The following is an 18,980-nucleotide window of genomic DNA, read 5'->3' as shown; positions in this document are numbered from 1 at the left end:
CAACTCGCACGTTGGCCCTTCGTCGCATCAAACCGGGAATTCGCATGTATCGTCCGTTGAGTTCGCTCGCCCTCCTCCTCGCCGCCACCGCCTGCACCACGATGAACCGCGAAAGCCCCGCGACGACCGCTATGGTCGCCCCCGTGCTGACCACTGCCGACGCGGTCGACGATGCGACTTTTGCCCGGCCGCAAGTGGCACGGGTAACCCACGTCGATCTGGATCTCGCGCTCGACTTCGCGGCAAAGGCCGTGGGCGGCACCGCGACGCTCGACGTATTGGCAGCACCCGATGCGCAGACGCTGGTGCTCGACGATCGGGGTCTCGTGATCACCCGGATCACCGATATGGCAGGCAGAGACCTGCCCTATACGGTAGGGACCTCGGTCGAGGACAAGGGTGCGCCGCTGACGATCGAGATGGGGCCCGGCCCGATCAATCGTAAGATCCGGATCCAGTATTCGGCCGCGCCGGGGGCCGAGGCGTTGCAGTGGCTGAGCCCCGAACAGACTGCAGGCAAGCAACATCCATTCCTGTTCAGCCAGGGCCAGGCAATCCTCAACCGCACCTGGATTCCCACGCAGGATAGTCCCGGTATCCGCCAGACCTGGACTGCTCGGATCACCGCGCCGGAACCGCTCGATGTGATCATGAGCGGCGTTCGGCAAGGCGAACCCGAAGACATAGGCAACGGTCGTCGCGCATTCCGATTTGCGATGGACAAGCCGGTTCCGCCGTACCTCATCGCGATCGCTGCAGGCGACATCGACTTCCAGTCGGTCGGCCCGCGTACGGGCGTCTGGGCCGAACCCGTCACGCTAGCGCGTGCAGCCGCGGAGGTGGGCGACACCGAAAGCCTCGTGACGGCGGCCGAAGGGCTCTACGGCCCCTATCGCTGGGGCCGGTACGACATGATCGTCCTGCCGCCGTCTTTTCCCTACGGCGGGATGGAAAACCCGGTGATGACGTTCCTCACGCCGACATTCATCGCCGGCGACCGGTCGAACAACGGACTCGTTGCGCACGAACTCGCGCACAGTTGGTCCGGAAACCTCGTGACCAACGCGGTGTGGGCGGACAGCTGGCTCAACGAAGGCGTCACGTCGTACTTCGAGAACCGCATTACCGAGCAGGTCTACGGCAAGAAACGCGCCGAGCAGGAAGCGGCACTCGCCTTTGCCGGTATCGAGGAAACGCTCGCCGAAGTCGGCGCCGATGCACCCGGCACTGCGCTCCACCACAAGACCTCGGGAGAGGAGATCGGCAGCGCGATCACCTACGACAAGGGTCACTTCTTCCTACGCACGGTCGAGAGTATCGTCGGACGCGAGAGGTTCGACGCGTGGCTACGCCAGTGGTTCGACAATCATGCGTTCCAGCCGGCGACGAGTCAGATGTTCTACGACGACATGATGCGCAACCTGGTCGCATCTCAGGCGGAAGCGGACCGGCTCGCCTTGCGCGAATGGATCTTCGAACCGGGGCTGCCCGCCAACGTGGCGCGGCCCGATCCCGCCGCCTTCGCCGAGGTCGATGCCGCAGTCGAAGCCTATGAGCGGACCGGCACGATCCCCGCACGCTATTCCGATTGGACGAGTGCCGAGCGGATGCGATTCCTCGACAACATTCCCAAGCAGCGCACGAACGCCCAGTTGGCTACCCTCGACCGCGCGCTCGGATTGTCGGGTTCGCAGAACAACGAGATCGTGTTCCTCTGGCTCGAACTCGCGCTTGCCAATCGCTACGAGCCGGCGTTGCCGCAGGCCGAGGCGTTCCTTGCCCGGGTGGGCCGGGCCAAGTTCGTGCGGCCGCTGTTCCAGGCTATGTGGAGCGAGGGCGAGTGGGGCCGTGCGCAAGCAAGGCGGATCTATGCCACGACCCGGCCGGGGTATCACGCGGTGACCCGCGGCGCGGTCGATCGCATCGTGAACGCCAAGGGCTGAGGCGGTCGTCCGCGTTTTCGCTTGCAGCGCCGTAGCGGTTGACCCCATCTAGATCCGCGATGCTGAGGCAGTACGAACTGGTCGAACGGGTCAAGGAGTACGATCCGGACGCCGACGAGGCGCTGCTCAACCGCGCCTACGTTTACACCGTGCAGAAACACGGCACGCAGAAGCGGGCCAGCGGCGACCCCTATTTCAGCCACCCGGTCGAAGTCGCGGGGCTGATGACCGACCTCAAGCTCGATCTCGAAACGATCATCACCGCGCTGCTCCACGACACGGTGGAAGACACGCTGGCGACGATCGACGAGGTCGAGGAACTGTTCGGCGGCGATGTCGCGCGGCTGGTCGACGGGGTGACCAAGCTCAGCAAGATCGAGGCAATGCCCGAGAACGAGCGGGCGGCGGAGAACCTGCGCAAGTTCCTGCTCGCGATGAGCGAGGACATCCGCGTGTTGCTGGTGAAGCTGGGCGACCGGCTGCACAACATGCGCACGTTGCACTACATCAAGTCGCCGGAAAAACGGCAGCGCATCAGCCGCGAGACGATGGACATCTATGCCCCCCTCGCGGAACGGGTGGGGATGTACGAATACATGCGCGAGATGCAGATGCTCGCGTTCGAACAGATCGAGCCCGAAGCCTACGCCACCATCACCGGCCGGCTCGCGCAGATCAGGGCGCAGGACGGCGGGCAGGTCGACGCGATCGCGCTGGCGATCAAGCAGGCGCTGGCGGAGAACGGCCTCAAGGTCGAGGTTTCGGGCCGCGAAAAGCACCCGTATTCGATCTGGCGCAAGATGGCCGAACGCCACGTCAGCTTCGAACAGGTCACCGACATCATGGCCTTCCGCGTCATCGCCGAAAGCGAGGCGGATTGCTACGCCGCGATGGGCGTGCTGCACACCACGTGGCAATTCATCCCGGGCCGCTTCAAGGATTACATCTCTACGCCGAAATCGAACGGCTACCGCAGCCTGCACACCAGTCTCGTCTACGAGAACGCCATGCGGGTGGAGGTGCAGATCCGCACCAAGGAGATGCACCGGACCAACGAGTTCGGCCTCGCCGCGCACTGGGCCTACAAGCAAGACGAGCGCCCCGACGGGCAGGTCGGCTGGCTGCGCGACCTCATCGAGATCGTCGACGCCAGCCACGACGCCGAGGAGCTGCTCGAGCATACGCGGATGGCGGTCTACCAGGACCGCATCTTCGCCTTCACCCCCAAGGGCGCACTGTTCCAGCTGCCCAAGGGCGCGACGCCGGTCGACTTCGCCTTCGCCGTGCACAGCGAACTCGGCGCGCAGACCGTGGGCGCGAAGATCAACGGGCGGCATATGCCGCTGCGCACGGTACTCAACAACGGCGACGTGGTGGAGATCATCAAGGCCAAGACCGCCGAGCCGCAGATGAGCTGGCTGGGCTTCGTCGCCACCGGCAAGGCGCGGGCCTCGATCCGCCGCTCGGTCCGCCTCAAGGAGCGCGAGGAGGTCGCCGCCCTCGGCGCCAAGCTGTTCGACGAGATTGCCGGCCGCGTGCCCGCCAAGATCGGCAAGAAGGCCGTGCGCGAGGCGGTCAAGCGGCTCGACCTGGAGGACGAGGACGAGCTGATGTTCCTCGTCGGCGCCAACAAGCTGAGCGACCACCGGGTGATGGAAGCACTGGTTCCCGGCAGCACCGCGGGGCTCGAGGAAGACGGGCAGTGGGCCAAGCAGGAAAAGGCGATCTCGATCCGCGGGCTGACCCCCGGCGTCGGATTCCGCCTGGCCGAATGCTGCCGGCCGGTGCCGGGCGACCGCATCGTCGGCCTGCGCCGCGAAGGCCAGCCGGTGGAGGTGCACGCGATCGACTGCCTCGAACTCGCCAGCGGGATCGACAGCGACTGGATCGACCTCAACTGGGGCAAGGGCAGCCACGGCGCGATCGGGCGGATCAGGGTCATCCTCTACGACCGGCCCGGCACGCTTGCGGAGATGGCGGCGATCTTCAACCAGAACCATTCCAACGTCGTCGCCCTGGCGCAAAGCCAGCGCGACCCGCCATTCTCGACTTACGATGTGGAACTGGAGGTGCAGGACCTCGCGCACCTCACCCGCATCATCAGCGCGCTGAGGGCCAACGATTCCGTCGCGCAGGCCGAGCGGCTGTGATTACCCGATGATCGTCGGGCTCGACCATGTGCAACTGGCGATGCCGCGGGGCGGGGAGGACGCGGCGCGGGGCTTCTATCGCGACGTCCTGGGCTTTGCCGAAACGCCGAAGCCGGCCGGTCTCGTCAAGCGCGGGGGCTGCTGGTTCGAGGCGGGCGGGGTGCATCTCCACCTTGGTGTCGAAGACCCCTTCCGCCCCGCGAAGAAGGAGCACCCGGCGCTGCTCGTCGCCGACCTTGCCGGGCTCCGCGCACGATTGACCGACGCGGGTGTGATCTTTGCCGAAGGCACGCCGCTCGATGGCTACGAGCGCGGCGACGTGCACGACCCGTTCGGCAACCGCATCGAACTGATGCAGAAGCTCTAACCGCCGCCATGCGCGTCGCGCTGTTCGAACCCGAGATCGCCGGGAATGTCGGCGCGGTGCTGCGGCTTGGCGCGTGTCTGGGCGTCGCGGTCGATCTCATCGAACCGATGGGCTTTGCATGGGACGACCGGCGCGTGCGGCGCACCGCGATGGATTACATTGATCACGTCGAAATCGTGCGGCACGCGGGCTTTGCCGCCTTTCGCGAAACGATCGGCGCGGCGCGGCTGGTGCTGTTCACCACCAAAGCCGAGCAATCACCCTACGATTTCGCGTTCGCGCCGAGCGACGTGTTGCTGTTCGGGAAGGAAAGCGCGGGCGTGCCGCCGCACGTCTTCGATGCCAGCAACGAACGGCTGCGCATTCCGATGAGCCCCGAGGTCCGCTCGATGAACCTCGCCTCGTCGGTTGCGTTGGTGATGGGCGAAGCGCTTCGGCAGACGGGAGGGCTGCCGGGTTAGCCTTCGCTCGCCGGTACCTGCCGCATGGGTACCGGGATGTTGCACACGTCCGCTCCGCCCGCGAGCACGATGAAGAACGGATCGCGCCGATTGGCGCGCGCCTCGGCGTAGCGGGCGAAAGTGTCGCTCTCGGTCGAGAGGTACTGGTAAGCGGGCAAGCCTTCCACATCGCTGCCGAGCCGGATCGCGGCGATGCCGGTGCGCTCCTCGGGCGTTTCGTAGAAGCCCAGCGGCCCCGTGCCACGCGGCAGGGTGGAGAGATGCTCGATCCCCTCTATCACCCGTCCGACCACCGCGATGTTGCGATCGAGATGCCGCGGCGCATGGCCGATTACGCTATAAAGCTCCGCGCCGGTGCCAGCGTCCGGTGACATTCCGCGGCCCACGCCGACGCTTCCGTAGCAGTGGACGGGCCATGCCTCGAGGGCGTTGTCCGCGATGGCCCAACCCTTGTGAACACCGGCCTGTCGAGCGAAGGGGTCCGGCAGGGCGCGGGCATCGAAGGTCACTCCCGCCGGGGGCGGGGCTAGCGCGGCGACCGCCCAAGGAGCCACATAGTCGCTTTCCGAAGTCGGCTGCATCCCCTTCGGCAGCGCTTTTGCCTTGGCCGCGTCTTCCCCGTCGGGGTCGCCCCACTGGACGACGTAGTTGTCTTGGCTCCGCACGATCGCGAGGCCGTCCCACCATTGCGCCTTCGCCAGCGTACGGATGTTCGCGACCCACGGCTGGCTGAACGGCGGCGGCATGAGCTGGATGACGACACGGCGCGCCTTGCCGCGCGCATCCGGCGCGAGATCCATCACCAGCAGGTCCTCGGGCGCGATGGCCATCCATTCGCTCAGCGGTGCTGCGGAGACGATCTCGCCGGGGGAGGGCGCGGCGGGCGCCTCCGCCTGTTGGGCGAGGGCGGGGGCGGCAAGCAGCGCGGCGGCAAGGATCAAGGTCGCTTTCATGAGCATGGGTTGTGCCATGAATGCGTACGAACACAAGACTAGTCCGCCTGATCCTCCAGCGCATGCATGTCGTCGTCGCTCAGCCCGAAGTGATGGCCGATCTCGTGGATCACGACGTTCGCGATCAGGTGTTCGAGGTCGTGCCCGTCGGCGATCCATTCGTCGAGGATCGGCTGGCGGAACAGGCGCACCCGGTTCGGCATCTGGCCCGACATCTCGATCGACTGTTCGGTCATGCCGATGCCTTCGAACAGGCCGGTCAGCTGGAAGGGGTCCTCGATCCCCATCGCGGCGAGCGTTTCCGCGTCGGCAAAATCCTCGACGCTCATCACCACCTCGCCGGTGTGTGCGGCGAACTCTGCCGGCAAGCGGGCCAGCGCGGCGCGGGCGATGGCCTCGAACTCTGCTGGGGAGGGCGGGGTGCCGAACTTTCGCATCATCGCTGCGATATGGGCGCGCCGCCCGCGCTTGTCAGCCCGCCAGCACATGGCTAGGGGCGCGCTTCCAGTGCGATTTAAAGGATCGCCTGATTCACGGCTCGTGTTTCCCGCGATCCGATCAGGCTCAAGCGGAGCGGTGGCCGAGTGGTCGAAGGCGCTCGCCTGGAAAGTGAGTATACGTCACAAGCGTATCGAGGGTTCGAATCCCTCCCGCTCCGCCAGCCTTCGAAACAAGCGAAATGTAGGATCTCGGCGTCATTGGTGGCTATGAGGTCAACCGACGTCGCATCTATGATCTGACATCGGCGGACCGAGCATTCCCGGTTGTCCGCGTGACCTGGCACGACGCCATGACATCGCCGAGCATCCCGGCCAATTCGCCTGAGGTCATGTTGGCGATCGGTGGTATTTTGGTGACCTCGCGGGCGAAAGCGATGCCGACCAGCATCGACCCGAACAGCGCCGCTTGATCGGGCGGCAGCCCGGTTACCCGCGACTGATGCGGGCGAACCTTGTTCTCGAAAAACTGCCTCATCAGGTCGGCAGCCCTGTCATCGGAAGCGGCGGCGCGAAGCAGGCCGAAGAACGTGCGGTCCGTGTGCCAGTTTTCGAGAAGCGCTTCGGCAACCGAGACGAGGTCGGCTCGTTCGCCCGAATGGGCATCGGGAAACGTTTCCAGCGGGGATTGGACCGCGGCAGTGAACAGATCGCGCTTCGACCCGAAATAGCGAATGACCAGCGCCGGGTCGCATCCGGCCTCGGCCGCAATCGCGCGGATCGTGGTCCGGTCGAAACCCTTGCTGGCGAAGAGTTGGCGGGTGGCGGCCAGGATCCGGTCCCGGGTGTCGTCGGCCGATCGTTTCGGTGGTGTCATGCGCGAACGTATATCAACGAGCGTTGACTTCCGCAAACGCGCGACTAATTCAACGCCCGTTGACCAATTGCGATTCGGAACCGTTGTCACCGAGCGGCGGGTCAGGGTGGACATGACGAACTTCATCTCGCGGACGAGACTGTCGGAGTGGAGGCGAACCCGTTTCGCTTCGCTGGCGCTGGCGGTCGTGCTTTCCGGGTGTGCGGCTCCGGACGGGGGTGAACGCCCTGTCCTGAGCACGCCCGCACAACTCGAGAGCCGGAAGTCCCTTTCCATTGGACCGATCGCCGACGCTTGGCCGCACGATCGCTGGTGGCAGCGATACGGCGACGCCCAGTTGAATGCCCTGGTGGACGAGGCCGTGGCCAACTCGCCGACCGTCGCCGAGGCCGCCGCCCGTGTGCGCACGGCAGAGGGCTTGGTGCGCCGGGCGGGCGCCGCCGGATCGCCGCAATTCGGCCTCGCCGGCGAAGGCGGTTTGAAGAAGCAGAGCTACAACAACGGCATCCCGGCACAGTTCGTACCGAAGGGCTGGAAAAGCTATGGCAGCCTCGCCCTCAACGGTGACTTCGACCTCGATCTGTGGGGTCGCAACCGCGCGGCGCTGGCTGCGGCGACATCCGACGCGCTGGCCGCACAAGTCGATGCGCGGCAGGCGGCGCTCGCCCTGCAAAGCAATGTCGTGGAAACCTATGCCACGCTGGGCGTCCTGTATCTCGAAGATGACTTCCTGGTCCAAGCGGTCGAGGTACGAGAGGCGAGCGCCGCGCTCTATGCCAAGCGGTATGCTGGCGGTCTCGACAGCCAACTCCCACAGCGGCAGGCGGAAGCCGCCGCCGCAGGCGCGGCTGCGGCGCTCGAGGCGAACGAGGAGCGCATCGCGCTCCAGCGCAACGTCCTGGCGGCCTTGTTGGGCGCGGGACCTGACCGCGGCCTCGCCATCGAGCGGCCGAAAGCTGTCGGTCCGTTCGCGCGCATACCGCTTCCCGCAGACGCCGGGATCGCGCTAGCCGGCCGCCGGGCGGATATCGTGGCGGCGCGGTTGCGGGTCGAGGCGCAAGGCAGCCGGATCGACGAAGCGCGGGCCGCGTTCATGCCCGACATCAGCCTGCGCGGGCTGCTGGGGTTCATGTCGCTCGGGATCGCCAACCTCTTCGATCGCGGAAGCGACTTCGGGCAAACGACCGGAGCGATCAGCCTGCCGATCTTCGACGGCGGCGCGCTGCGCGGCAATCTCGAACAGACCGGGGGCCGATACGACGAACTGGTCGCGCAGTACGACGCGACCGTGGTCGAGGCTCTCAAGGAAGTGGCCGATGCGCTCGCCAGCCGGTCGAGCGTGGACGAACAGACGCGGGAAGCGGAGCGGGCCGCGAGTGCGGCTGCCGATGCCTATCGCCTCGCCGATATTCGCTATCGCGGAGGTCTGACGACGTATCTCGACGTCCTGTCGGCCCAGACCGCGATGATCGATGCGCAGAGGACCGCGCTCCAAACGCGGTCGCGCCTTCTGCTGACAGACATCCAACTCGTGCGCGCGCTGGGCGGCGGTTATGCCGATGCCCGGGGGGACGCGCCCGTACCCCGGGGTAAACGCCCATGACAGAAACGTCCGCATCCCCCTTGGCCGAACCGAACGATACGCCCGCCGACGGTCAGGAGCCTGTCGTTCCCACCTCGAAACGGCGCGGCCTGTTCATTAAGCTGGCGGTGGTCGTAGTGGTGCTCGGGGCCATATGGCTTGCATACGAACTCGTGATCGGGACCCGTACGGTCTCGACCGACAACGCCTACGTGCAGGGTCAAAACGCGATGGTCACCCCGCTCGTAGCGGGCCAGATCGTCGCCGTTCCGGTCGTTGAAACCCAGACGGTCAAGAAGGGGCAGGTTCTGCTGCGCATCGACGATACCGACCAGCGTATCGCGTTCGACCGGGCCCGTGCCGACTTGCTGGCGGCGCGCCGGGGCTACGACGCGGTGCAGGCCCAGGGCCGGGCGCAGTGGCAGCAGGCGGCCGCCCAGGGTGCCATGGTGACTGAGGCCCGCGCGCAGCTTTCCGCGGCGCGCAGCGAACTAGCGAAGGCGCAAGTCGACTACGATCGGCGCCGCGCATTGCAGGGGACCGGCGCGGTGTCCGCCGACGAGGTGACGGCGGCAGCCGCTGCCGTGCAGACCGCACGGGCTCGGGTCGAGCAGGTTTCCGCGTCGGTCGCGCAGCAGGAGCGCCAGCGCCAGGCCGCGATCGCCAATCGGGCCGCAACCCTTGCGCCGATCACCGGCAGTTCGGTCGACAGCGCGCCAGCAGTGCAGCAGGCCGCCGCGGCGCTGGAGGCTGCGCGCATCGACCTGGAACGGACGGTCGTGCGCGCACCGGTCGACGGAGTTGTCGCACAGTTGTCGGCCCAGGTCGGACAGATGGTGCAGCGCGGAGCACCGGTGATGACCGTGGTTCCAGTCGGCCAGCTTTATGTCGACGCGAACTTCAAGGAGAACCAGCTCGGCAAGGTCAGGGTCGGCCAGGCCGCGACGTTGACGTCCAGCTTCTATGGCGGAGACGTCGTCTTCCACGGTCGCGTCATCGGGTTTGCCGGGGGCACCGGCGCCGCCTTCGCACCGATTCCCGCTCAGAACGCGTCGGGCAACTGGATCAAGGTGGTACAGCGGTTGCCGGTTCGGATCGCGCTCGACCCGAAGGAACTCGCCGCTCACCCCCTTCGCGTCGGCTTGTCGATGGACGCCGAAATCGACGTCGCGGGCGGCGACTGATGGCACCCCGCGCCGGAGCGACACCCGACATCGGTCCGCATTCCGGCAGCGCCCCGCTTACCGGGTCGCGACTTATCCTGGCGGGCCTCACGCTCGCGCTCGCGAACTTCATTGTCGTGCTCGACACGACGGTGGCCAACGTATCGATCCCGCACATCGCCGGCGGTATCGGCGTTTCGGCCAGCCAGGGTACGTGGGTCGTCACCAGCTATTCGGTCGCCGAAGCGATCTGCGTCCCGCTGACGGGATTTCTGGTCAAGCGGTTCGGCGCCCTGCGCGTTTTCCTGTCGTCCTTGCTGGGGTTCGGCGTCTTCTCGACTTTGTGCGGGCTCGCCCCGAACCTCGGGCTGCTGGTGCTGTTCCGGCTGGGGCAGGGCTTTGCCGGCGGCCCGCTCATGCCGCTTACCCAGACGATGTTGCTGACGATCTTCCCGCCGAAGCAGCGCCCGGCGGCCATGGCGCTCTGGGCAATGACGACCGTCGTGGCACCGATCGTCGGCCCGATCTTGGGTGGCTGGATCAGCGATCACACGACCTGGCGGTGGATCTTCTTCATCAACATCCCGGTCGTGGCGCTGTGTTTCTTTGGCGTCGTCACTCTCCTGCGGGGGCACGATACCGGCAAGGAGGATAAGGTCACGATCGATAAGATGGGCCTGGCGCTGCTGGTCGTATGGGTGGGCGCGCTTCAGTTCATGCTCGACAAAGGCGCGGAATCGGACTGGTTCGGGTCTCCGTTGATCGTCGCCTGCGCGGTGGTCGCGATCGTGGGTTTCGCCGCGTTTCTCATTTGGGAATTGACCGACCGCAACCCGATCGTGGACATCTCGGTATTCCGCCATCGCGGTTTTGCCGCCAGCGTGGTGACGATGGCGCTCGGCTTCGGCAGTTTCTTCGCCACCGTCGTCATCACCCCCCAGTGGCTGCAGCAATGGATGGGATACACCGCCACACAGGCCGGCATCGCGACCGGGGTCAACGGCCTGTTTGCGGTGATGACGGCACCATTGATCCCGCGTTTGATGAAGAAGTTCGATCCGCGCCTGCTCGTGTTCCTCGGACTGAGCTGGCTTGCCACGATGAGCGTGCTGCGATCCTTCTGGACGACGGATTCGACGTTCTTCGTCATCATGCTGCCTCAGCTGTTGCAGGGTGTCGGCATGACAGCGTTCTTCGTGCCCATCACCGTCATCAGCCTGGGCGCGGTGGAGCCGCGGGAAACCGCGTCTGCCGCCGGCATCCTGAGCTTCGCCCGCTCGCTGGCAGCGGCGATGGGTACGTCGATCTACACCACGGTGTGGGGCGACCTCGGCCGCAGCGACCAGACCGCACTGGCGGGCGCCGCAAACGACGCGGCGAGCACGATCGCGACGATGGAGCGTGGTGGGCTCGATCATTCGGCTGCGGTGGCGGCATTCGGGCGGCAGGTGGAGGCACAGGCAACCATGCTGGCGACCGAACATGTGTTCCAGATCATCGCGGTCGCATTTGTGATTGCCGCCGCCACCGTGTGGCTTGCGCCCAAACCCCCGACAAACGTGGATACGAGTGCTGCCCACTAGACTTCGTTCCGAGAGCGAAGCCCGAAGCGGCTGGCTCTGATCCCGGATCAGGCAGCCGCTGGTCCGACCCCGAGCGTTTCTGAATTCAGCTTGCGGCGTGGAAACGCCCGGACGTGGGTTGATCAAGGTTGCCCGATGGAACGATCGGTCCGCGCAATCCTTCTGAATGTAAGGGTCGGCGACGGCTTACTTCGCAGTCGGCATCCTGAAATGAAAGGATCGAAGCGTGAGTGACACCGACAAGACCGTTGGAGAAGGTGGACCCAAAAAGAGGGACGCCGCCGGGGGGAAGGTTACGAGGGATCCCGCGCTGCAGAAGGAAAACCGGCAGGCGGTGAAGAACCAGAGCTCCGTCAATCCCGAGCAGTATCCGGATCGCGGGGACACCCCGGTCTGACAGTTCGAGCATCATGCTAATCCGGATGGTTTCGCGCATGTCTTCACGCGCCCATCCAGACCGAACAGAGTCGAGAACGCAGGCAGTCAGTCTGCAGAAAAAGGACGACAAGATGGACCGAACGAAAAGCACAGGCGGCGCAGCAGTTGCTGTGGGACTGGCACTCGGAGGCTTGGCTCTCGGGTCCGTCCTGTCGGCAAAGACGCGCAAGGGCAGAGCGTCCGATGATGCGCCCGGCTTTGCCGCCCGCCGCGGCCGCTTCGGGGACTACGACGTCGTCGGCCGGACTGTCACCATTCGCAAGCCGCGTACCGAACTGTTCGCTTTCTGGCGCGATTTCGAGAACCTCCCCGCCTTCATGGAGAACCTCGAAAAGATCGAGGTCGACGACGCGAAGGCGGGCACGGCGACATGGCATATCAAGGCCCCAGCCGGCCGCACGGTAGCGGTTAAGACCGAAGTCGTGAGCGAGAAGGACGGCGAATTGATCGCGTGGCGATCGGTCGAGGGGTCGGACATCGATACCGAAGGTCGCGTCACTTTCAAAGATGCCCCGGGCGAGCGCGGTACGCGTGTCGGACTGATCGTCGCCTACAAGCCGCCCGCGGGCGAACTGGGCCGGGCGATCGCGAAGATGTTCCTGCGCGAACCGGAAATCCAGGCGCGCCACGACCTCAAGCGCTTCAAGATGCTGATGGAAGCGGGCGAGATCGCCACTTCCGCCCGCACCCCCGACCAGACCCGCGCCGCCAAGCAGGAGAATGCAGCATGAAAGCCCTGACCTGGCATGGGACCAAGGATGTGCGGGTCGACACTGTCGACGATCCCGAGATCATCAATCCGCGCGACGCGATCATCAAGATCACCAGCACGGCGATCTGCGGTTCCGATCTCCATCTCTACGACGGCGTTATCCCCGGCGTGAAACCCGGCGACGTACTCGGCCACGAGTTCATGGGCGAGGTCGTGGAGACCGGCAAGGACTCGACGCTCGAGAAGGGCCAGCGCGTGGTAGTGCCGTTCACGATCGCGTGCGGCGGCTGCTTCCACTGCAAGAGCCAGCAGTACTCGGCCTGCGACAACTCGAACCCCGTCGAAAAGCAGGACATGTCGGCGACGCTCTACGGCCAGCCGATGAGCGGGCTTTTCGGATATTCGCATCTCACCGGCGGATATTCCGGCGGTCAGGCGGAATACGTCCGCGTGCCGTTTTCCGACGTGGGACCGATCGTCGTTCCCGACCATCTCGACGACGACAAGGTCCTGTTCCTGTCGGACATCCTGCCTACCGGCTGGATGGGGGCGGAGAACGCCGACATCCAGCCGGACGATACGGTTGCGGTATGGGGCTGCGGCCCGGTCGGCCTGTTCGCGATCCAATCCGCGATCGTGATGGGTGCGGCCAAGGTCATCGCGATCGATCACTATCCGCACCGTCTCGAACTCGCCCGGAAACTGGGCGCGGAAATCATCAACTTCCGCGAAAGCGATGTGCGCGAGGCGCTGATGGAAATGTCCGGCGGGATCGGCGTCGACGCGGTGATCGACGCGGTGGGCATGGAATCGCATGGCTTCGCGGTCGATAACATGATCGACGTGGTGAAGCAGAAGGTGGGCATCGGTGCCGACCGGGCGAGCGCGCTGAAGCAGGCGATCCTGGCGGTGCGGTTCGGCGGCAAGGTATCCATCCCCGGCGTATATGGCGGAATGGTCGACAAGTGGCCGCTGGGCGCGATGATGGAGAAGGGCCTCCAGATCCGCGGCGGTCAGACTCACGTCCAAAAGTACACCAAGGACCTGCTGGCCAAGATCGAGGACGGCACGCTCGATACAACGTTCCTGATCAGCCATCGCCTGCCGCTCGAAGAGGCGCCGACCGGTTACAAGAACTTCAAGGAGGAACAGGACACTTGGACCAAGGTCGTCCTGAAGCCCGGGATGGAGAAGGCGGCATGAGCAAGGTCGACAAGCTGAGCGGGTTCGTAGTGGTGACCGGCGCATCCAGCGGGATCGGGCTCGAGCTCGCCCGACTGGCTGCGAAGGATGGCTGCGATCTGCTGCTGGTGGCCGATCGCGATCTGAGCGAAGGCGAAGCCGCGGCGAAGTCCGCCGGCGCGGCTTCGGTCGAGACGGTACAGGCCGACCTTGCGACGCCCGAGGGGCTTAAGACCCTGATGGGCGCGATCGGCGATCGCGCGGTCGACGCGCTGCTCGCCAACGCAGGCCACGGGCTCGGCGATGCGTTTCTCGACCAGGAGTGGAAGGACATCGCCCATGTGATCCATACCAATGTCACCGGGACGACGTGGCTGATCCACCAGATTGGCCAGCGCATGCGCGCGCGCAATGCAGGGCGGATCCTGGTGACCGGCTCGATCGCGGGCCACATCCCGGGGTCGTTCCAGCTCGTCTACAACAGCACGAAGAGCTACGTAGACTACTTCTGTTTCGGCTTGCGCAACGAGTTGAAGGACACCGACGTCGTCGTCACCTGCCTGATGCCGGGCGTGACCGACACCGAGTTCTTCGACCGCGCGGACATGGAAAATACCGACGCCGGCGAAAGCGACAGCAAGGCTGATCCCGCCAAAGTGGCGAAGGACGGCTACGATGCTCTGATCGACGGCGAAGCGCACACGGTGAGCGGCCTCATGAACAAGATCCAGGACGCATTCGCGGGGATCATTCCCGATACGGTGCTGGCCCAGATGCATCGCAAGATGGCAAAGCCGCACGACGAATGATGCATCGCGTCGACGTTTGACAGGGATTGATGAGGGCTTTGAGGGGACCGGACGTTTTATCGGTCTCCGGAGTTGGGACCTTTCAACCCGCTGCTGTTAGAGGCCAAACCATCGCGCGATGTTGTACGAGGCACAAATTCCCGCATCGAGGTTGTAACCGGTCGCGCTGCCGCACTGGGTCGTGCCGGTACCCGGATCCACCGGTTGTCCATGCCCCATCCCAGTGATCGAGAATGTTTCCACGACGGCGGCGCCCGCTCCATTACGATAGACCTTGTGCGGGTAGCCGGAGACCGTGTCGCTGGTGTCGGCGGTCTGATCCGTCCCGTGAACGTTGGTCCACTGCTCCATCGTTTCGGCGAGGTTCGCAACGTTCACGGTGAGATCGTTCGTGCCATGCCAGATCGATACCCGCGGCCATGGCCCGCGCCATGTCGTCGCACCGCGAACGAGATCGCCCCATTGAGCCGGCGTCTTGCCGACGGTACCCGCGTTGCACATGAGCGACGAACCGACGGTCGTCGCGCATTTGAACGGTACGCCGGCCACCGGCGCTCCGGCGGCGAAGACTTCGGGATAGACGGCCAGCATCACGTTCGTCATCGCGGCACCGGAACTCAGTCCGGTCACGAAAACGCGGCGGGTGTCCGATGCGTGGTGGGCAATGGCCCAGTCGATACCCTGCTTGATCGAAAGCGGCTCGCCTCCGCCACGCTGGTAGTCGCTCTTGACGAAGAAGTTCCAGCACTTGCTGCTGTTGTTGGCCGACTGCTGCTGCGGGAATAGCAGCGCGAAACCCATCTGATCGGCCCACTTCGTCCAGCCGGTTTCCGCGTCCATGTCGGCTGTCGACTGGGAGCAACCGTGGATCAGCACCACGAGCGGACGACCGGCGGTAAGGTTGGCTGGCACGTATTCGTACATCAGTACGTTGCCGGGGTTCGAACCGAAACCGGTCACCTGGGTCAATGTCCCTGCAGCGGTGGCCGGCATCGGGGCAGATGCGAGCGCCGCCGCGGTAAGCGATCCGAGAACTGTCCTTATCCTAGGCTTCATGGCCCTCTCTCCCTTCATGCGTGCCGTCGTCGCAGACCGATTACGTTTCGGCGACCTCTGCCGGCGCGCGCCCGAATTCCTGCCGCAGCAGGCGTTTGTCGATCTTCCCGGTCGCCGCGAGGGGGATTGCCGGCAACCGGATGACCGCGTCGGGCACCCACCAACCGGCGCACGTCTCCCGCACCGGGCGTAGCAGGTCGGCGTCGGACGGTTGGGCCCCATCCACGAGTTCGACGATGAGGATCGGCCGCTCGCCCCACTTGGCGTCCTCGCGCCCAATAACCGCGGCCATCGCGACATCGGGATGCGCGCCGACCGCAGCTTCGATCTGGGCAGGGTTGATCCACTCTCCGCCCGATTTGATCAGATCCTTCGACCGGCCGGTGATCGTGAGGTAGCCGTCCTCGTCGACGACCGCGAGATCACCGGTAGCGAACCAGCCCTCGCGGGTGGCCGGGTTCGCATGGCCGAAATAGCGATCGACGACGGCGGGGCCCTTCACCCACAAGTGACCTTCCTCACCGCGTTGCGACTTCAGCGCGTTGCCATCCGCATCGGTAACGCGCAGGTCGACGCCGAACGCGGGCCTACCCGCAGTCGACGGGTCGCGGCCGGACAGGCCGGGCGGTGTCGCGGTGCCGAGCGGCGACAGCTCGGTCATGCCCCAGGTGGTCTGAACCTCGATGCCGCGGGCTTCGATACGCTCCATCAGCGCCTGCGGCATCGGCGCGCCGCCGACCATGATGCGGCGCAAGGTCTGCACTTCAAGCCCCGCTGCATCGAGATGATCCATCAATGCCATCCAGACGGTCGGCACGCCGACGGCAATGGTCACGTCCTCCTCGACGATCAGGCGGGCCAGGCTCTCGCCGTCGAGATGGCGGCCGGGCAAGACGAGCTTTCCGCCGACCGCCGGCACCGCGAACGGCAGGCCCCACGCATTGGCATGGAACATCGGCACTGCGACGAGCACCGCGTCGCTCGAACAGATCGCAGCGACATCGGCCTGAAGCAGCCGCAGCGTATGCAAGTAGTTGCCGCGGTGGGTGTAGGTGACGCCCTTCGGATCACCGGTAGTGCCTGAAGTGAAACACAGGCCACACGGGGTGTTCTCGTCGAACTGGCCCCAGGCCGGCGACGCCCCCGAACGGCCAGCGAATTGGGGCAGGGCGGCGTGCGACCCATCGATCACGAATACCGTCTCGATCCCTGCTGCGTGGTCGGCGATCTCCTGCGCCAGAGGGCCGAGATCGGCGCTGGCCACGAGAATTCGTGCGCCGGACTGACGGGCCATTTCCGCCGAACTTTCGGCGGCCAGTCGCGGATTGAGCGTATGGCAGACCGCGCCCATGCCCATGACCGCGTACCACAGCTCCACGTGCGCGCGGCTATTCCAGGCGAGCGTCGCCACCGTATCGCCTTCGGCGACACCCAAGTCCGCCAACCGTCCCGAAATGCGCCGTGCGGCATCGAGCACTTCGGCATAGGTCGCGCGGGTCGAACGCCCGTCTTCGCCCGCGGTGACGATTTCGGCATTCGGATGCCATTTGCCCGCATGGTCGAGAAACTTGTCGACCGTCAGCGCATAGGGCTGCAGGCTGCCGGGCGTCATCGGCACAGGTCCGTTTCAGGGCTCGCGGGCGGGGCCGCGACGCCGACGTTCCAGTTCCACGACACCGTGCCATCGGCGCGGCGGCGGCAGACGGTTTCCTCGTACAAGGCGTAACTGTCGCCCAGGGGGTCGGCCGCGACGATCGGGCTTTCGGCGAAGTGCATGTAACGCAGCCCGGCACCGAAGACCGGCCAATTCGGCTGGCCCGCTGCCACGGGGTGCCCGGTGCGTGCGAAGCTGGTCCAATAGTCCATCATCGCATCGGACAACGCACGTTCTGAGGCGGTATCGGGGATCGTCGGCCATGCCGGTGCGGTTTGGCGCATCGTGCCGAACATGTAGGGCAGTTCCGATGCGTGGAAGGCGTGGAGGCCCGCCTCGTCGGCCGCCGGGTAGCCATGATCGAACAGATAGAGGTACGATGCCGCCCCTGCGCGGGCCTGCGCGGCTGCCATCCTCTGGGAAGTCCAGCCGTAGAGTGCGTCGCGCACCGCCAGCAACATGCTCTCCTCGACATCGGTCGACGGATAGGCGCGCAGGAAACGGTCCGCATCCTTGCCGTACGACTTGCGAATGGCAGCCTCGTAGTCGCGCGCGCTGGCCGGCACCGGAGGTACGAGCCCGCGCAACGAACGCGTTTCGCCTTGATTGAACCCGACGATCAGGGGGACTTTCGCCTGTTCGCCGCGGTCGAACACGTCGGTTATCTGGCGCGGCAGGACTTTGCCATCGATCGTCGCTTGCGCATAGAAACCGGCGGTCGGGGCCTTCGCCACCAGTTCGTCGGCGGGGACGGCCCGCAGCGCGGCGAGATCGGGCGCCGCCGCGGCCTTTTGCACCGCTGCGCCGACAGCCTCGGCTGCGGGATGTCCGTTGAGCGGCGCCTTCAGGCCGGGCACCGAAACCATGTAGGCGCTCTGCGCGATCGCCTTGTCGAACAGTCCGTGTGCCCGGGGCGATGCCATCAGGTACATCGCGCTCAACGCGCCAGCCGATTCACCGGCAATCGTCACGTTCTCGGGATCGCCGCCGAACGCCGCGATGTTGCGCCGGACCCAGCGCAGCGCGGCCATCTGGTCGAGCAGTCCGTAATTGCCCGAGATTCCCTCGGGCGATTCCGCGCTGAGGGCGGGGTGTGCGAGAAAACCAAGAACGCCCAGGCGGTAGTTGATCGAGACGACCACCGCGCCTTTGCGGGCGAGATGCGCGCCGTCGTACATGCCGAGCCGGCTCGATCCGCTGACGAGCGCGCCGCCGTGTATCCAGACGATGACCGGCGCCTTGCGCGCACCCTTCTGCGACCAGACGTTGAGCGACAGGCAGTCCTCGCTCAGCGGCCCGGGGTCGTCGAGATAGATGGTAGCGAGGTCCGCCCGTGCAGGCGGCTGCACGCACGATGCACCGAACTCGGTCGCGGCGACTTCGCTGTCCGCATCCGCCCGAGCCACCGGCGGCTTCCACCGCAGCGGTCCCACCGGTGCTTCGGCATACCGGATGCCGCGCCACACGCGCACATCGCCATCGGCCGTGCCTTGGAACGAGCCGGCCGGCGCGGTTGCCAGCGGCTCGGCGGCGAGGGGCGGGGAAGGCATGCTCGCGCATCCCCCCGCCGCCAGCGCCCCGGCGGCCATCGCGGCGAAGCCCAGTCCCTTCAT

The 18,980-nt window shown here is 65.8% G+C and carries 17 protein-coding genes and 1 tRNA gene; 12 read left to right on the top strand and 6 right to left on the bottom strand.

Translation table 11 applies throughout. The annotated features are described in order from the left end of the window. Positions 1 to 44 precede the first annotated feature (44 nt). The 4 genes from D4766_RS02585 to D4766_RS02570 are packed head-to-tail and all read left to right on the top strand — an operon-like array spanning position 45 to position 4,921. Positions 45 to 1,943 (top strand): M1 family metallopeptidase, encoded by a 1,899-nt coding sequence (locus D4766_RS02585; protein WP_120716039.1) that lies wholly within the window; start codon positions 45 to 47, stop codon positions 1,941 to 1,943. Between the two features lie 59 nt (positions 1,944 to 2,002). After that, positions 2,003 to 4,093 (top strand): RelA/SpoT family protein, encoded by a 2,091-nt coding sequence (locus D4766_RS02580; protein ID WP_120716038.1) that lies wholly within the window; start codon positions 2,003 to 2,005, stop codon positions 4,091 to 4,093. Positions 4,094 to 4,100: 7 nt separating this feature from the next. Beyond that, the gene (locus D4766_RS02575; RefSeq protein ID WP_120716037.1) at positions 4,101 to 4,460 is read left to right on the top strand and encodes a VOC family protein; all 360 of its coding nucleotides are present in this window, start codon (positions 4,101 to 4,103) and stop codon (positions 4,458 to 4,460) included. Between the two features lie 8 nt (positions 4,461 to 4,468). Continuing rightward, entirely contained in the window at positions 4,469 to 4,921 is a 453-nt protein-coding gene (locus D4766_RS02570; RefSeq protein ID WP_120716036.1) for a tRNA (cytidine(34)-2'-O)-methyltransferase, read from the top strand. On the opposite strand, the gene D4766_RS02565 is transcribed toward D4766_RS02570, so the two are convergent. Next, positions 4,918 to 5,874, bottom strand: coding sequence for a peptidylprolyl isomerase (locus tag D4766_RS02565; RefSeq protein ID WP_120718012.1), 957 nt, complete (start codon positions 5,872 to 5,874; stop codon positions 4,918 to 4,920). The genes D4766_RS02570 and D4766_RS02565 overlap by 4 nt on opposite strands. Before the next feature lie 38 nt (positions 5,875 to 5,912). Next, positions 5,913 to 6,362, bottom strand: coding sequence for a metallopeptidase family protein (locus tag D4766_RS02560; protein ID WP_407701500.1), 450 nt, complete (start codon positions 6,360 to 6,362; stop codon positions 5,913 to 5,915). An 82-nt stretch (positions 6,363 to 6,444) separates the two neighbouring features. Between D4766_RS02560 and D4766_RS02555 the strand changes: the two genes are divergently transcribed. Continuing rightward, positions 6,445 to 6,535, top strand: a tRNA-Ser gene (locus D4766_RS02555). Positions 6,536 to 6,603: 68 nt separating this feature from the next. Here the strand turns inward: D4766_RS02555 and D4766_RS02550 are convergent. Beyond that, positions 6,604 to 7,302, bottom strand: a complete 699-nt coding sequence (locus D4766_RS02550) for a TetR/AcrR family transcriptional regulator (protein WP_162935632.1) — start codon at positions 7,300 to 7,302, stop codon at positions 6,604 to 6,606. Here D4766_RS02550 and D4766_RS02545 point away from each other — a divergent pair. The 7 genes from D4766_RS02545 to D4766_RS02520 all read left to right on the top strand — a co-directional run bounded on the left by D4766_RS02545 (position 7,301) and on the right by D4766_RS02520 (position 14,657). Further along, positions 7,301 to 8,791, top strand: coding sequence for an efflux transporter outer membrane subunit (locus tag D4766_RS02545; RefSeq protein WP_120716033.1), 1,491 nt, complete (start codon positions 7,301 to 7,303; stop codon positions 8,789 to 8,791). The two genes, D4766_RS02550 and D4766_RS02545, sit on opposite strands and share 2 nt — an antisense overlap. Beyond that, a complete protein-coding gene (locus D4766_RS02540) occupies positions 8,788 to 9,954 on the top strand; it encodes an HlyD family secretion protein (protein ID WP_120716032.1) in 1,167 nt (388 codons plus the stop codon). Before D4766_RS02545 ends, D4766_RS02540 begins: the two co-directional genes overlap by 4 nt. Then, on the top strand, positions 9,954 to 11,516 hold the full coding sequence (locus D4766_RS02535) for a DHA2 family efflux MFS transporter permease subunit (RefSeq protein WP_120716031.1): 1,563 nt from the start codon (positions 9,954 to 9,956) through the stop codon (positions 11,514 to 11,516). The genes D4766_RS02540 and D4766_RS02535 overlap by 1 nt, the downstream gene beginning before the upstream one ends. 226 nt (positions 11,517 to 11,742) lie before the next feature. Then, positions 11,743 to 11,913, top strand: coding sequence for a hypothetical protein (locus D4766_RS13690; RefSeq protein WP_162935631.1), 171 nt, complete (start codon positions 11,743 to 11,745; stop codon positions 11,911 to 11,913). Positions 11,914 to 12,025: 112 nt separating this feature from the next. Further along, positions 12,026 to 12,685, top strand: a complete 660-nt coding sequence (locus D4766_RS02530; protein WP_120716030.1) for an SRPBCC family protein — start codon at positions 12,026 to 12,028, stop codon at positions 12,683 to 12,685. Further along, entirely contained in the window at positions 12,682 to 13,869 is a 1,188-nt protein-coding gene (locus D4766_RS02525; RefSeq protein WP_120716029.1) for a zinc-dependent alcohol dehydrogenase, read from the top strand. Before D4766_RS02530 ends, D4766_RS02525 begins: the two co-directional genes overlap by 4 nt. After that, positions 13,866 to 14,657, top strand: a complete 792-nt coding sequence (locus tag D4766_RS02520; protein ID WP_120716028.1) for an SDR family NAD(P)-dependent oxidoreductase — start codon at positions 13,866 to 13,868, stop codon at positions 14,655 to 14,657. Before D4766_RS02525 ends, D4766_RS02520 begins: the two co-directional genes overlap by 4 nt. 96 nt (positions 14,658 to 14,753) lie before the next feature. Here the strand turns inward: D4766_RS02520 and D4766_RS02515 are convergent, their stop codons facing one another. Genes D4766_RS02515 through D4766_RS02505 form a run of 3 tightly spaced genes read right to left on the bottom strand, consistent with a single transcriptional unit; the run spans position 14,754 to position 18,980 of the window. Next, positions 14,754 to 15,713: an extracellular catalytic domain type 1 short-chain-length polyhydroxyalkanoate depolymerase gene (locus tag D4766_RS02515; RefSeq protein ID WP_199798098.1), complete on the bottom strand. Its 960-nt coding sequence runs from the start codon at positions 15,711 to 15,713 to the stop codon at positions 14,754 to 14,756. A 40-nt stretch (positions 15,714 to 15,753) separates the two neighbouring features. Beyond that, positions 15,754 to 17,325 carry an AMP-binding protein gene (locus D4766_RS02510; protein ID WP_120718011.1) on the bottom strand — a complete coding sequence of 524 codons (1,572 nt, stop codon included), beginning with the start codon at positions 17,323 to 17,325 and terminating at the stop codon, positions 15,754 to 15,756. Beyond that, entirely contained in the window at positions 17,322 to 18,980 is a 1,659-nt protein-coding gene (locus D4766_RS02505) for a carboxylesterase/lipase family protein (RefSeq protein ID WP_199798097.1), read from the bottom strand. Before D4766_RS02505 ends, D4766_RS02510 begins: the two co-directional genes overlap by 4 nt.

Origin of the sequence: Tsuneonella amylolytica (assembly GCF_003626915.1) — a bacterium.
Lineage (GTDB): Bacteria > Pseudomonadota > Alphaproteobacteria > Sphingomonadales > Sphingomonadaceae > Tsuneonella > Tsuneonella amylolytica.
Note: the sequence above shows the minus strand (reverse complement) of the source record. Positions and strands in the feature narration are given on the sequence as shown.